This is a genomic window from Novosphingobium sp. FG137 (assembly GCF_057809735.1).
Window position 1 is genome coordinate 124,842 of sequence record NZ_JBMDKN010000006.1, and the last position, 13,864, is coordinate 138,705.

General features: G+C 66.3%; 16 protein-coding genes and 1 tRNA gene. 7 read left to right on the forward strand and 10 right to left on the reverse strand.

Features of this window, described 5'->3' with window-relative positions; genetic code table 11:
* Positions 1-10: 10 nt before the first annotated feature.
* The 6 genes from dapF to ACODS2_RS17430 all read left to right on the forward strand — a co-directional run bounded on the left by dapF (position 11) and on the right by ACODS2_RS17430 (position 4,722).
* Positions 11-820, forward strand: a complete 810-nt coding sequence (gene dapF / locus ACODS2_RS17405) for a diaminopimelate epimerase (RefSeq protein WP_488999958.1) — start codon at positions 11-13, stop codon at positions 818-820.
* Positions 821-830: 10 nt separating this feature from the next.
* The gene (locus tag ACODS2_RS17410) at positions 831-2,021 is read left to right on the forward strand and encodes a MiaB/RimO family radical SAM methylthiotransferase (RefSeq protein ID WP_488999959.1); all 1,191 of its coding nucleotides are present in this window, start codon (positions 831-833) and stop codon (positions 2,019-2,021) included.
* The gene (gene ftsY / locus ACODS2_RS17415) at positions 2,018-2,971 is read left to right on the forward strand and encodes a signal recognition particle-docking protein FtsY (protein WP_488999960.1); all 954 of its coding nucleotides are present in this window, start codon (positions 2,018-2,020) and stop codon (positions 2,969-2,971) included. The genes ACODS2_RS17410 and ftsY overlap by 4 nt, the downstream gene beginning before the upstream one ends.
* Positions 2,968-3,615 (forward strand): inner membrane-spanning protein YciB, encoded by a 648-nt coding sequence (locus ACODS2_RS17420; RefSeq protein ID WP_298172722.1) that lies wholly within the window; start codon positions 2,968-2,970, stop codon positions 3,613-3,615. Before ftsY ends, ACODS2_RS17420 begins: the two co-directional genes overlap by 4 nt.
* Positions 3,616-3,727: 112 nt before the next feature.
* Complete coding sequence (locus ACODS2_RS17425) at positions 3,728-4,300, forward strand: urate hydroxylase PuuD (RefSeq protein WP_298172719.1); 573 nt, start codon at positions 3,728-3,730, stop codon at positions 4,298-4,300.
* A gap of 122 nt (positions 4,301-4,422) precedes the next feature.
* A complete protein-coding gene (locus tag ACODS2_RS17430; protein WP_488999961.1) occupies positions 4,423-4,722 on the forward strand; it encodes a hypothetical protein in 300 nt (99 codons plus the stop codon).
* Between the two features lie 36 nt (positions 4,723-4,758).
* Here ACODS2_RS17430 and ACODS2_RS17435 read toward each other — a convergent pair whose 3' ends face one another.
* From ACODS2_RS17435 to ACODS2_RS17480, 10 genes are all read right to left on the reverse strand, one after another.
* Positions 4,759-6,705, reverse strand: a complete 1,947-nt coding sequence (locus ACODS2_RS17435) for a potassium transporter Kup (RefSeq protein ID WP_488999962.1) — start codon at positions 6,703-6,705, stop codon at positions 4,759-4,761.
* A 158-nt stretch (positions 6,706-6,863) separates the two neighbouring features.
* Entirely contained in the window at positions 6,864-7,556 is a 693-nt protein-coding gene (locus tag ACODS2_RS17440) for a tetratricopeptide repeat protein (RefSeq protein ID WP_488999963.1), read from the reverse strand.
* Positions 7,553-7,981: a cytochrome c-type biogenesis protein gene (locus ACODS2_RS17445; RefSeq protein ID WP_488999964.1), complete on the reverse strand. Its 429-nt coding sequence runs from the start codon at positions 7,979-7,981 to the stop codon at positions 7,553-7,555. Before ACODS2_RS17445 ends, ACODS2_RS17440 begins: the two co-directional genes overlap by 4 nt.
* 95 nt (positions 7,982-8,076) lie before the next feature.
* Positions 8,077-8,646, reverse strand: a complete 570-nt coding sequence (locus ACODS2_RS17450) for a DsbE family thiol:disulfide interchange protein (RefSeq protein WP_488999965.1) — start codon at positions 8,644-8,646, stop codon at positions 8,077-8,079.
* Entirely contained in the window at positions 8,643-10,592 is a 1,950-nt protein-coding gene (locus tag ACODS2_RS17455; RefSeq protein ID WP_488999966.1) for a heme lyase CcmF/NrfE family subunit, read from the reverse strand. Before ACODS2_RS17455 ends, ACODS2_RS17450 begins: the two co-directional genes overlap by 4 nt.
* A 97-nt stretch (positions 10,593-10,689) precedes the next feature.
* On the reverse strand, positions 10,690-11,160 hold the full coding sequence (gene ccmE / locus ACODS2_RS17460; protein ID WP_488999967.1) for a cytochrome c maturation protein CcmE: 471 nt from the start codon (positions 11,158-11,160) through the stop codon (positions 10,690-10,692).
* Entirely contained in the window at positions 11,157-11,297 is a 141-nt protein-coding gene (locus ACODS2_RS17465) for a hypothetical protein (protein ID WP_298171112.1), read from the reverse strand. The genes ccmE and ACODS2_RS17465 overlap by 4 nt, the downstream gene beginning before the upstream one ends.
* Before the next feature lie 10 nt (positions 11,298-11,307).
* Positions 11,308-12,036 carry a heme ABC transporter permease CcmC gene (ccmC, locus tag ACODS2_RS17470; RefSeq protein WP_298171115.1) on the reverse strand — a complete coding sequence of 243 codons (729 nt, stop codon included), beginning with the start codon at positions 12,034-12,036 and terminating at the stop codon, positions 11,308-11,310.
* Between the two features lie 145 nt (positions 12,037-12,181).
* A tRNA-His gene (locus ACODS2_RS17475) sits at positions 12,182-12,258 on the reverse strand.
* 124 nt (positions 12,259-12,382) lie between these two features.
* The gene (locus tag ACODS2_RS17480) at positions 12,383-12,937 is read right to left on the reverse strand and encodes a TetR/AcrR family transcriptional regulator (RefSeq protein ID WP_488999968.1); all 555 of its coding nucleotides are present in this window, start codon (positions 12,935-12,937) and stop codon (positions 12,383-12,385) included.
* A 65-nt stretch (positions 12,938-13,002) separates the two neighbouring features.
* On the opposite strand from ACODS2_RS17480, the gene ACODS2_RS17485 reads away from it, so the two are divergent.
* Positions 13,003-13,839, forward strand: coding sequence for an alpha/beta fold hydrolase (locus ACODS2_RS17485; protein ID WP_488999969.1), 837 nt, complete (start codon positions 13,003-13,005; stop codon positions 13,837-13,839).
* Positions 13,840-13,864: the final 25 nt, after the last annotated feature.

Consider the following 13,864-nt stretch of genomic DNA (forward strand, 5'->3'; position numbering starts at 1 on the left):
GACGGACGGCATGTCTGTCGCTTTTCGCAAGATGCACGGCCTCGGCAACGATTTCATCGTGATCGATGCGCGTGACGTGCCCGTCCCCATGTCTGCAGCGCGCGCCGCCGCGCTCGCTGAACGGCGCACGGGGATCGGATGCGATCAGCTGATCGTGCTGGAACCTGCCGCCACCGCCGACGTGCGCATGCGCATCTTCAACGCCGATGGCAGCGAAGTGGAAGCCTGCGGCAATGCCGCGCGCGCGGTCGGGCTGCTGCTGGGCGGCGAGCAGAAGATCGAAACGCTGGGCGGGACGATCGCCTCGACCGCGACAATGAGCGGCGCCAGCGTCGACATGGGGCTAGCGCGGTTCGGTTGGGACGAGATCCCGCTGGCCTACGCGATGGATACCCTGTCCATGCCGGTCGGCTGGGCGGAACTGGAAAGCCCGGCGGCCGTCAATGTCGGCAATCCGCATGTGGTGTTCTTCGTGCCCGATGCCGATGCGGTCATGCTCTCGCAGCTGGGGCCGATCATCGAGACTGACCCGCTGTTTCCGGTCAAGGTCAACGTCGGCGTCGCCTCTGTCGTGGGGCCGCGCCATATCAAGCTGCGCGTTTGGGAACGCGGCGTGGGGCTGACACGGGCTTGCGGAACCGGGGCATGCGCGGCGGCGGTGCTGGCGATCCGGCGGCGATTGGTAACCGGCCCGGTGCGGGTGGACTTGCCCGGCGGGCAACTGGAGATTGCCTGGGCAGAGGGCGGCAGGATCCTGATGTCCGGCCCGGCTTCCTTCAGCTTTGCCGGGACTTTCGACGAGGAAGCCTACCCGCTGTGAGCATCAGACTGTGAGCGAGGCGGTGGTCACGCTCGGCTGCCGGCTCAATCTGGCCGAGAGCGAGGCGATCCGCGCGATGGTGGCGGGGGCGCCGCAGCGCACGGTCGTGGTCAATTCCTGCGCCGTGACGGCAGAGGCGGTGCGGCAATCGCGGCGCGCCGTGCGGCGGCTGCGTGCGGCACATCCCGATGCACGGCTGCTGGTGACCGGCTGCGCGGCGACAATCGCGCCGGAGGACTTCACCGCCATGCCGGAAGTGGACGGCGTGGTGGCCAATACCGTGAAGCTCGATCTGGCATCGTGGCAGGCGCGCCCAAAGCCGATGCACGCATCCCTGCCGGCGCCAATAGCCCGCCACACCCGTGCCTTCGTGCCGGTCCAGACGGGGTGCGATCATGCCTGCACTTTCTGCATTATCCCTGCGGGGCGCGGGAAAAGCGTGTCGCAGCCCATCGCCGAAGTGCTGGGTGTGGTCGAGGGGCATCTTGCGGCAGGCGCGCACGAGGTGGTGCTGACGGGCGTGGACGTGACCGGCTGGGGTGCGGATCTGCCCGAGAGCCCTCGCCTCGGCGATCTGGTGGCGGCGATCCTGCGCGCCTTTCCGGCCCTCCCGCGCCTGCGCCTGTCATCGCTCGACGGGGTGGAGATCGACGGCCTGCTGTTCGAGCTGATCACCGGCGAGGCGAGGGTCATGCCGCACGTCCATCTCTCGCTGCAGGCAGGGCACGACCTCACCCTGAAGCGCATGAAGCGCCGCCATACCCGCGCCGAAGCCGTGGCGCTGAGCGAGCGGCTGCGCGCCAGGCGGCCAGACATTGCCATCGGGGCAGACCTCATCGCCGGGTTCCCGACCGAAGATGCCGCGATGCATGCAGCCAACGTGGCGATCGTAGAAGACTGCGGGATCGTCCACGGCCACGTGTTTCCCTACTCGCCCCGCCCCGGCACACCCGCTGCGCGCATGCCGCAAGTACCGCCGCCCGTGGTGCGCGAGCGCGCTGCCGAAGTGCGCGCCGCCGTCGCGGTTGCCCGTGCGCGCTGGCTGGAAGGCCTGATAGGGCGCCCGCGCGAAGTGCTTGCCGAGCGCGACGGAACCGGCCATTCCCCCGAATTCGCCCCCTACCGGTTGCCGGAAGGCACCGCGCCGGGGGAGATTGTGATGCTGACACCGACCCGAATTCGCGAAGGCCTGCTGGAATGACCCCCGAGACAAGCGCAACCACCGATGCGGCAGGCGGCTGGACCGATCGCCTGATGGGCGGCCTGCGCAAGACGTCCGAACGCCTGACCGAGAACCTTGCGGGCCTCGCTGGCGGCACCCGCCTGACCGACGCGCAGCTTGACGACCTTGAAGACGCGCTGATCCTCTCCGATCTCGGCCCGCGTGCCGCCTCCCGGATCCGCGCAAAGTTGGCCTCGGCCCGCTTCGAAAAGGGCGTGGACGAGACCGCGCTTGCCGAAGCCGTGGCTGAGGAAATCGCCGCCATCCTGCGCCCGGTGGCAAAGCCGCTGGAAATCGTGGCCTTCCCGCGCCCGCAGGTGATTCTGGTGATCGGGGTCAATGGGTCGGGCAAGACGACCACGATCGCGAAGCTGGCGCACTTGTTTCAGGAGCAGGACTATTCGGTGATGCTGGCGGCGGGCGATACCTTCCGCGCCGCCGCGATCGGCCAGCTGCGCGTCTGGGCGGACCGGCTGGGGATCGAAATCGTCTCGGGCGCGGAAGGCGGCGATCCCGCCTCGATCGTGTTCGACGCGGTGAAGGCCGCGACCGACAAGGGCATCGACGCGCTGATCGTCGATACCGCCGGGCGCCTCCAGAACAAGCGCGAGTTGATGGACGAACTCGCCAAAGTGCGCCGCGTGCTGGGCCGGCTCAATCCCGCAGCGCCGCACGACGTAGTGCTCGTGCTCGATGCGACCAACGGGCAGAACGCGTTGCAGCAGATCGAGACGTTCAAGGAAGTGGCGGGCGTTTCGGGCCTGATTATGACCAAGCTCGACGGCACCGCGCGCGGCGGCGTGCTGGTGGCGGCGGCGGAGCAATATGGCCTGCCCATCCACGCCATCGGCGTGGGCGAAAAGATCGATGACCTCAGGCCCTTCGATCCTGATCTCGTCGCGCGGGTGATTGCGGGAGTCGTGCGGTGAACGAGCCTGCAGCCAAGCCCAAATCGTCCTGGGTGAACCTCGCGGTCGATTACGGCCCGCTGCTCGTGTTCTTCCTGGCCTACCGCTGGTTCAGCCCGAAGGATGCGGACGGCCAGAGCCTCGGCGCGGTGGTGGCCGTTACCAAATCGACCGTGGTGTTCATGATCGCCACCGTCGCGGCGCTGGTGATTTCCAAATGGCGGCTTGGCCATATCTCCCCGATGCTGTGGCTTTCGACGATCCTCATCATCGGCTTCGGCTCGCTCACCGTGTTCCTCGGCGATCCGGTGTGGATCCAGATCAAGCCGACCGCGATCTACTTGCTGTTTGCCGGGGTGCTGTTCGGCGGGCTGTTTCGCGGCAAGGCCATGCTGCGCACGCTGCTGCAGAGCGCGTTCGATGGGCTTTCGGACGAAGGCTGGCTCAAGCTTTCGCGCAACTGGGCGTGGTTCTTCCTGTTCCTTGCCGTGCTCAACGAAGTGCTGCGCCACACGCTTGCGTTCGATACCTGGCTGCTGGTGAAGCTGTGGGGCGTGAGCGGGCTCTCGTTCCTGTTCACCTTCGCGCAGATCCCCATGCTGCTGCGCCATGGGCTGGGCGAGGAAGCAGAAGTGGAAGTAGAGCAAAACCCGCCCGCCGGTTGACGAATCGCCCTAAAATGCAATGACAAGCACGCCTTGTCGCGCATATGACACGCTACGGACCGGCTGGGTGGCCGGAAAGCCATCAAAAACCATCTCTTCGGGGGAATCATAAATGGCAAAGTTCTTTGGAAATCTGCATCTCGTGCTGGTGGTTGGCCTCGCCGCCGCCATTGGCGTGATGATCGCCTTCCATGCCAGCGCGCCGGTTGACGGCAACTCGGTGTTCCGCTGGGCGCACGCCTTCTTCGGCATCCTGTGGATCGGACTGCTCTACTACCTGAACTTCGTGCAGGTGCCGACCATGCCCAAGATCCCGGCCGAGCAGAAGGGCGCGATCACCGGGCATATCGCGCCCAAGGTGTTCTTCTTCTTCCGCTATGGCGCGCTGCTCACGCTTATCACCGGCCTCGCGATCTCGATCGTCGACGGTTACGGCCACGAAGCGCTGACCTTCAGCGGTGAAGGCAACGTGAAGCTGATCGGCGTCGGCATGTGGCTCGCCATCATCATGGCGTTCAACGTGTGGTTCATCATCTGGCCGGCCCAGAAGAAGATCCTCGGCATCATCGAGGCGACCGCCGAGGAGAAGGCTGCTGCCGCTCCCCGCGCGCTCTACGCCAGCCGCACCAACCTGCTGCTCTCGCTGCCGATGCTTTACTGCATGGTGAGCGCGAATCTCGGTTGATAACCCGCGCCCAATCGCGCACAGCGGCGCGGCGTCCCACGTGGACGCCGCGCCGTTTGCGTTTGTGGGGGGGAACCGCGCGCTCCGGACGAAAGTCCATGCCAGAAAGGTATCCCCCAACCATGCGTACAGTTTCTCTCGCGGCCTTTGCCGCAGCCCTTGCGCTTTCCGCCTGTTCGGAAAAGACCAAGGAAAATGCGGCCGATACCGCCACCTCCGCCGGTGAGGACATGTCGACAGCCGCTTCCGATACGCGCGAAGCCACCAGCACCGGCGCTGCAGAGATCGGCGCAAAGGCCGATGCCGCAATGGACCGCGCCGAGGAAGCCGCAGACCGCTTGGGCAAGCGCATCAAGCAGGGCGCAGGCGAGGCCAAGGACGCCCTGAAGCCCACTCCTTCGCCGACACCGTCACCGAAGTGATCGGGAGGGGGCCATCGTGCCCCCTCAAACCCACCTTTAGATCTTGAGCTGGCTGCCCAGTTCGACCACGCGGTTGGTGGGCAGGCGGAAGAAGCCCATCGCGTCCGCCGCATTGCGCAGCATCCATGCGAAGAGCATTTCGCGCCAAAGCGCCATGCCGGGCACGTCCGCCGGGATCAGCGTCTGGCGCGAGAGGAAGAAACTCGTGCGCATCATGTCGAACGGCTCACCGCAGACCGAAACGCCGCACAGCGCGGCCGGCACGTCGGTCTCCTCCATGAAGCCGAAGCGCAGGATCAGGCGGTAGAAACCCTGCCCGAAATCCTTGACCACCGCGCGGTCCGCCGGCTCGACCGAGGGCACGTCCGCAATCTGCACGGTGAGCACCACCACGCGTTCATGCAGCACCTTGTTGTGCTTGATGTTGTGGAGCAACGCTGAAGGCACGCCGGCAGCGGCAGAGGCCATGAACACCGCCGTGCCCGGCACGCGCGCCGCGCTGGTGTGGGCGGAACGGGTGAACACCTCAAGCGGCAGCGCGCCTTCGGCCATGTTCTGGCGCATCAGGGCGCGGCCGCGTGACCATGTGGTCAGCAGCGTGAAGATCGCGAGCCCCATCAAAAGCGGCACCCAGCCGCCATCGGGGATCTTGGCGAGGTTGGCGCCGAGGTAGGTCGCGTCGATCGTGAAGAACAGCGCGAGCAGCGGCAGCGCGAAGACCGGCTTCCAGCGCCACAGCTTGAACAGCACCACCGCGAGCAGGATATTGTCGATGAGCATCGCGCCCGTCACCGCGATGCCATAGGCTGCAGTGAGATTGCGCGAGCGTTCGAACACCAGCACGAGCAGGATCACCGCGATCATCAGCGCCCAGTTGATCGCCGGGATGTAGATCTGCCCGAGGCTCGTCGAGGTGTGGCGGATCGTCATGCGCGGGATGAAGCCCAACTGGATCGCCTGCTGGGTGACGAGGAACGCGCCCGAAATGACCGCCTTGGCCGCGATCACGGCGGCGGTGGTGGCGATCACCAGCAAGGGCCACTCGAACCCCGGAGGGGCGAGCAGGAAGAACGGGCTGTGGATCGCCTGCGGGTCGCGCAGCAGCAGACCCGCCTGCCCGAGATAGTTGAGCACGAGCGCGGGCAGCACGAAGACCAGCCACGATACCCGGATCGGCACGCGGCCGAACTGGCCCATATCGGCATAGAGCGCCTCGGCCCCCGTCACCGCGAGCACGGCGGTGCCCATGGCGATGAAGCCGTGCCAGGGATCGGCCATGAACATCGCAAGCGCCCATTGCGGCGAAAGCGCCCAGATGACCTGCGGATCGGCGGCGATGCTGCGCAGGCCGAGCAGCGAGATCGTCGCGAAGTAGAGCAGCATGAAGGGGCCCGCCCAGCGCGAGGCCCAGTTGAGCCGCGTGCCGGTGGTCTGGCTCTTGATCGCGAACAGGCCAATCACGATGGCGACCACCAGCGGGACCACAAAGCGGTGCAGCGACGGATTGTAGACCGACATACCCTCCACCGCGCTCATGAGCGAGACCGCCGGGGTGAGCATCGAATCGCTGTAGAACAGCGCGGTCGCGAGCACGCCCAGAAGGATGATGCCCTTGCCCCAGCGCCGGCCCGAGGCCTGCTGGTTGATCAGCGCAAGCAGTGCGAGGCTGCCGCCCGAACCCTTGTTGTCTGCACGCATGATGACGGTGACGTACTTCAGCGTCACGATCAGCATCATCGACCAGAACATCAGGCTGACGATGCCGTAGACATGCAGCCGATCGAGCGGAAGCGGATGGTGGCCGGCAAAGGTATCGCGCAGCGCGTAGAGTGGGCTGGTGCCGATATCGCCGAAGACGACACCGATTGCGCCGACCGCAAGGCTCAGCCCGCCGGCCTGCCGCGCCATGGGCGCAGCTGCGGCAGCGCTGGGGGCGCTCTGCCCTCCGCTTTCCGGTGCAGCGTCAACCACGGCTTCGTTCATCGCTAGGGTGCCCCCGGGCCTTCGCCCAATCCACCGGAAACATAGCAGAAATGCCCCGGACGGCGCGGCGCTTTAGCACCGCACCCTGCCCCCCGCAATGGGATGCACATGGGTGTCAGTAGTACCGGAAATGGACAATAAGAGCTTGTATTTTCAGATCATTGCTGTGCCGGCTTGGCACCCGGCGGTGCGGCAGACGGTGCGCCAGCCATGCCGGCCTGCATCTGGGCCTGTTCGGCGATCAGCGAGTCGAGCCGTTCGAGCCGGGCCTGAAGGTCGGCGCGGTAGGGTGCATCGGCGGGCGAGCGGGCCAGCAGATCGGCCCATAGGGCACGCGCTTCGGCAAAACGACCCGACTGCGCGAGCGCGAGCCCCATGAAGAACGGCGGGCCGGGATGATCGGGCGCGATGTTCGCCGCCTTCTGGAACGCGAACTGCGCAGCGGGCGTGATCACGCCATCGGTGTGTCCGACCAGCGCATTGCCGAGCGCAACCCACAAGTCCGCATCCTGCGGCGACTTCGCGATCGCCTTGCGCAGCACTTCGGTCGCGGCGCCGAACTGGCCCTGCCGGGTCAGCGCATCGGCAAGGATCAGCCACAACTGCCCCTGCCCGAAGGCCGCGCCCATCTGCTGGCGTTCCTTGATCAGCGTCTGGTCCGCGAGCTTGGCGTTCTCGACCGGGGCCTGCGGCGCGCCAGCCTGTCCGGGGTGGCCCTGCAGCGCATAGCCCGAAATGCCGAACAGCAGCGCGGCGGCGGTGATTTCCCAGCCCGTGCGCGGCAGCTTGAGCACGAAGACCATCACGCCCAGCACGAGAACGGCGATCACCACGATGAATACCCAGGTCATGCGCGCTTACCTCGGCGGAAACGTCCGCGCAGCAGAAAGGCCGCCAGCGCGAGGAACAGGAGCGGCGCGGCAAACAGCGGCCAGGTGAGCGGCTTCACTTGCGGCGTGTAGCTCACGTAATCGCCATAGCGCTCGATCAGCCACTGGCGGATTGCCTCGGGATCCTCGCCCGCAGCGATGCGCGTGCGCACCTGATGGCGCATATCGCCCGCCATCGGCGCATCGGAATCGGCAATCGACTGGCTCTGGCACTTGAGGCAGCGCAGAGTCTCCATCAACGCCTGCGCCTTGGCCTCCTGCTTCGGATCGGCAAGCTGCTTATAGGCATAGGGCGCGGGCGGGAGCATGTCCTGCGCGGCGAGCGGGGCAGACAGAGTGATGGTGGCGAGGAGGGCGACCACGACACCCACCCATAGTCTCGTCATTGCGAGCGCAGCGAAGCAATCCAGAGCACCACGCAATCCGCCCTGGATTGCTTCGCTACGCTCGCAATGACGAGGTGAAAGTGAGCGGGCAATGATCACTGCGCCCCACCTTCGGCTTCCGCCAGCTTGCGCATGATCAGCGGCACGTCCTCCGGGCGGATATCGCCGATATGCTGGTAGCGGATGATCCCTTTGCCATCGACCACGAACGTCTCGGGCACACCAGATGAGCCGATGGCGAGCTGGACCTGGCTGAGATCGTCCTTGCCGATCCGCGCGAAGGGATTGCCGTATTGGCCGAGGAACCGGGCGACATCCTCCTTGCGGTCACGGATGGCGACACCGTCGATCTCGACACGTTGCTTGGCAAGCGCGGCCAGCTGCGGGGCTTCCACCGCGCAAGGCACGCACCAGCTGGCGAAGACGTTGAGGAGGCGCGGCTTGCCGGCTTGCTTGAACACAGTGGTGGCAAGGCCGGGACGCTCATCGGTGGCGGGAGGCAGGTCGAAGGCGGGGAGCGGCTTGCCGATGAAAGCGCTCGAAACCTCGCGATCGGCCGGCCAGTAGAGGCCGACAAAAACAAGCGCCAGGAAGCCGGCAAACAGGCCAAGCGGCAGCCATACGGCGAGGCCGGGGCGCTTTCCGGGGGCGGTTGCTTCGCTCATCGGCCCTGCCTTTCGCGGCGCCAGGCGATCTTGTCGGTAGCCACCAGCCGCTTCACATCGCGCGCCACCCGGCCGAGCAGCGCGAGGAGGCCGCCCAGTGCGACGAGCGCGCCGCCATACCAGATCATCGGCACGAAGGGCTTCCACCAGAAGCGCATCTGCCAGCGGCCATCTTCACCCTCTTCGCCCAGCACGGCGTAGAGCTGGCCGTTCCAGCGGGTGAGCAGCGCGCTTTCGGTGCGGTTGCCGGGGGGATTGGCGAAAGTGCGCGCCTGCGGGTGGAGCACGGTCGGCTCGCCGCCTGCGTAGCTTGCCGCAACAGTGGCCTCGAGCGCAGTCCAGTTCGGCCCGGCAACCGGGCCGATGCTGGAGAGCGTGACCTTGAACGGGCCGACCTGCTGGCTGTCACCGGGGTTCATCGCGGCGAGCCGCTCGGTCGAGAACGCGCCCTCGCTTGCCATGCCGAACAGCGCCACGGCAATGCCGAGGTGGCCGACGACCATGCCATAAGTGGCCAGCGGCGTGCGGCGCAGATTGCGGCCGACAAGCGGCTGGAGCGAGGCGACCGCAAGCCCCGGCGCGATGGCGAGGCCCAGCGCGGGCAGCAGATTGATCGGCGCGAACAGCAGTTCGACGATCAGCAGCGAAGCAGCCATGACAACTGCGGGCACCGCGATCTGCCAGGTGATCCGTCCGCCCTTGTCCTCACGCCAGCGCAGGACAGGACCGACCACCATGACGAGCATCATCGGGATCGCGAAGACCGCCGAGACCGGGTTGAAATACGGAGGGCCGACCGAGACCTTGACGCCCATCGCCTCCGTGAGCAGCGGATAGAGCGTGCCGACGAGGACGATGCCGAGGATGCCGCAAAGCATCACGTTGTTGAACACCAGCGCGGATTCGCGGCTGAGCACGGCGAACCGCGCGCCTTCGGTCACCGTGCTGGCGCGCAGCGCGAACAGCAGCAGCGCGCCGCCGATGTAGATCGCGAGCAGCGCAAGGATGAACGTGCCGCGCGTGGGATCGACCGCGAAGGCGTGGACCGACGTGAGAATGCCCGAGCGCACGAGGAACGTGCCGACCATCGACATCGAGAAGGCGATCACGCCGAGCATCACCGTCCAGGTGCGCAGCGCGTTGCGCGCGGCGAGCACGCTGCACGAATGGAGCAGCGCGGTGGCCGCGAGCCAGGGCATCAGCGAGGCGTTCTCGACCGGGTCCCAGAACCACCAGCCGCCCCAGCCGAGCGTGTAGTAAGCCCAGTAGGAACCGGCGGTGATGCCGAGCGTGAGGAAGATCCACGCGCCGAGCACCCAAGGGCGCATCGCACGGGCAAAGGCGGGACCGACATCACGTGTGACAAGCGCGCCGACCGCGAAGCTGAACGCGATCGAGAGCCCGACATAGCCGACGTAAAGCGTGGGCGGATGGAACGCGAGGCCGATGTCCTGCAGCAGCGGATTGAGCCCGGCCCCTTCGGGTGCAGGTTCGGGCAGGCGCGTGAACGGGTTCGAGGCGAGCAGGAGGAAGGCATAGAAGCCGAGGCTGACGAAGGCCTGCCCCGCCAGCGTGGCGATCAGCGTTTCTTCGCGCAGGCGCTTTTCGATGAGCGCGACGAAGCCGCCGCCAAGGCTCATGATCGTCACCCACATCAGCATCGAGCCTTCGTGGTTGCCCCAAGTGCCCGCGAGCTTGAAGATGAAGGGCTTGGCCGAGTGGCTGTTTTCCGCGACCAGCTTGACCGAAAGATCGGTGCTGAGGAACAGCCAGATCAGCGCGGCAAAGGCGAAGGCGACCAGCACGCCCTGCAGCATCGCCACGGGGCGGACAACACCGGCAAGATGCGCGGTGGCGGGGCGCAGCGCGAGCGCGCCTGCAACCAGCTGCAGAACGGCCAGCGCCGCCGCCATCCAGAGCACCGCAAGGCCAAGTTCGGCAATCATGCGCAGCACCCGCGCGAAAAATAGGGACAGTCCCCAATTTCCGATCCGAAAGGACGGCGAGTGCAGAAAATGGGGACTGTCCCTATTTTTCGCCCCATCATTTCGTCTCCGCGATCACGGCCTTGGCCTCAGCCGTGCTCATGTTCTTCATTTCACGCGGCACATATCTCTCGTCATGCTTGGCGAGGAGATTGTCGGCCACGAAGGTGGTGCCCTCCATGCGCCCTTCGGCGACGACGCCCGAGCCCTCGACGAAGAGGTCCGGCGTGATCCCGGAGAAGCGGACAGGCACGCGCGCCTTGTCGTCCTTGACCATGAAGTTGATCGTTACACCATCGGGCAGGGTCTTGATCGATCCCTTTTCGACCATGCCGCCGAGGCGCACGGCGCGGCCCGCTTCGGGCGGTTTGGCAACAAGCTCGCTCGGCAGGTAGAAATAGGCCGCCTGCTTGCTCAATGCATAGGCGGCAAGCATCCCGGCGCCGACCAGCGCGACGAGCGCGAGAATGATCAGGACGAGGCGCTGATGCTTGGCCTTGATCACGGGGGGCTTGATCGTGGTGTTCATTTCTCACGCGCCTTATCGCGGCGCTTTTCGGAGCGCTTCATGGCCCAAAGGGTCCAGCCCACAAGGACTAGGGTGCCGATGACGCCGATGGCGAGCGCCGCCATCACGAATTGCCACTGATCGAGCTTCTCGTGCATTGTGCGTCGCTTATGCCATCGCCTTGCGGCGCAGGCGCGCCTCGGTCTGGATATCGGCGAGCAGCATGCGCATGCGCGCCAGCACTATTCCGCCGAAGATGAGGGTGAAGCCCAGCGCGGCAATCAGCAGGGGGTAGAGAAACGCCGCATCGATGGTCGACTTGCCCGCAGTGATCGACGGGGGCTGATGCAAGCTGTTCCACCACACCACCGAGCGGTTGATGATGGGGATATTGACCGCGCCGACAAGGCCGAAGATCGCGGTCACCCGGCTAGCGCCCTCACCCGCCGCGGCATCGCGCTGTGCCGCGCCTGCCAGCGCGATATAACCGAAGTAGAGGAAGAGGAGGATCAGGAAGCTCGTCAGCCGGCCGTCCCACACCCACCATGTGCCCCAGGTCGGCCGCGCCCAGATCGAGCCGGTGGCAAGGCAGATCGCGGTGAAGGCCGCGCCCGGCACCGAGGCCGCGCGCGCCGCGATACCGGCGAGCGGATGGCGCCAGACGAGCTCGACCAGGCTCGCGATCGCGATCGTCGACCAGCCAGCCATGCCGAGCCACGCCGAAGGTACGTGGATGAAGAGAATGCGCACTGTCTGGCCCATGAGTCGATCCGGCGGCACCATGAACAGGCCCCACGCCAGCGCGCCGAACGCGAGGATGAGCCCCGGCACCAGCATCAACGGCATCAGCCAGCGCGCCATGCGCAGGAAACGGGCAGGATTGGCAAAGCCGTGCATGAGCGGGCAGGTACGTCCGTAACTTGGCGGTACAGTCGAACCTGTCCGCGCGCTCCACCTCTGCCACCTGCCCGCATAGGGAGCAAGAGCTTAGCGCGCCTGAACCTAGGTGCAGGCAGGGCAGCTGTTCAAGATGGGGAGAAAATGGGGCGACCAATGGGGTTCGAACCCACGACCTCCGGTACCACAAACCGGCGCTCTAACCAACTGAGCTATGATCGCCACACGACCGCGCCGCCTTGCAGTGCAGGCATCGCGGACGCGCGCTTTTGCAGAATGAGCGCGATTTGGGAAGCGGAATCTTGCGGGGGACGCATTGTGGCGGCGCACGAACCGCCGCACCGCCTCAAAGCTGAAGGGTGGTGATGATTCTTTCGATCTCGGCCCGGAGCGCAGCTTCCTCCACACCGAGCGCTTCGTGCTCCCCTTCCGCAAGAGCGTCGCACAGCCGTTCCAGCGCCAGCAGGTGGGCAAGCTGCGCAGCCGGAGACTGAACGGCAAAGGCCGCGCTCCGCCGGGCGAGCGCGGCAATCTGGCCGGCGCGGGCCCGTCCCCTCACCGCTGCGACCCGTGGTTCGCTGGCGGCAAGCGCGCGCAGTGAACGGCGAAACAGGCGGAACGCGGCGTGATGCGCAACGAGCGCAGCTGTGAATTCGGCTGGCGTCGATGCCGGGCCCAGCGCCGCCTCCTCCTCTGCTGTCCATCGCTCGTAGCACGCTATGAAGACCTCGAGCTTGTCCGGGAAGTGGCGGTAGAACGTCTGCGGGGCGAAGCCTGCTTCGCGCGCGATGGCATTGGTGTTGGTGCCCTCGTAACCGACGCGGTTGAACGCGGCCATCGCCGCCGCGACGAGCCGCGCACGGGTCTGGGAAGGCTGGCGTGGCGCAGCAGGAGGAATCATCGCCGAAGCCGTAGCGCTGACAGTTAGTGATATCAATATCACGCAATTGTGATATACATATCACCATGAAGCGATTTCACACCAGCCTCGCCAGTGAAGCGAGCCTTTGCGCTGACGGTGTGCCGTTGGCAGTCACGCGGATCGGATCGGGGCGCCCAGTGCTCTGCCTGCATGCGACAGGCCATGGCAGCCGGGATTTCGCGCCACTGGCGGAGCGCGTGAAGGACCGGGGGATCGCCCTCACCCTGATCGACTGGCCGGGACAGGGCGCAAGCGGAACGGATGCCCAGCCTGCGAGCGCAAGCCGCTACGCGGAGCTACTCGCCGCAGCGGTGCCCCAGCTGTTTCCGGCGGGCGAGCGGATCCTGATCCTCGGCAATTCGATCGGCGGGGCGGCAGCGATCCACTTCGCGCAGGCTCACCCCGCACGGGTCGCCGGGCTGGTGCTATGCGATCCAGGTGGACTGGCCCCGCTGGGCGTGGCCGAGCGGGCAGCGATCGCGCTAATGGTGCGCTTTTTCAGTGCAGGCAGGCGTGGGGCCCGCTGGTTCGCAGCGGCCTTTGCCGCCTATTACCGGATCGTCCTGCCGCGCGAGCGAGAGCAGCGGGCCCGAATCATCGCTGCCGCGCGGGAAACCGCGCCGGTGATCGAGCAGGCATGGCGCAGTTTTGCCAACCCGCGCGAGGATCTGCGCGAAAAGCTGGCGCAGCTCGATTGCCCGATCCTGTTCGCCTGGGCGCGGGGTGACCGCATCGTGGCGCTCTCCGGCTGCAGGGCCGCCATCGCATCGGCGCGGCAGGGTGCGCTCGAAACATTCGCAGGCGGGCACAGCCCGTTCCTCGAGGACCCGGAACGCTTTGCCGAGAGCCTCCTGCGCTTCGCGGACTCGCTGGCAGGCTGAAAGCCGCCAAAAGAAAACCCCGGCG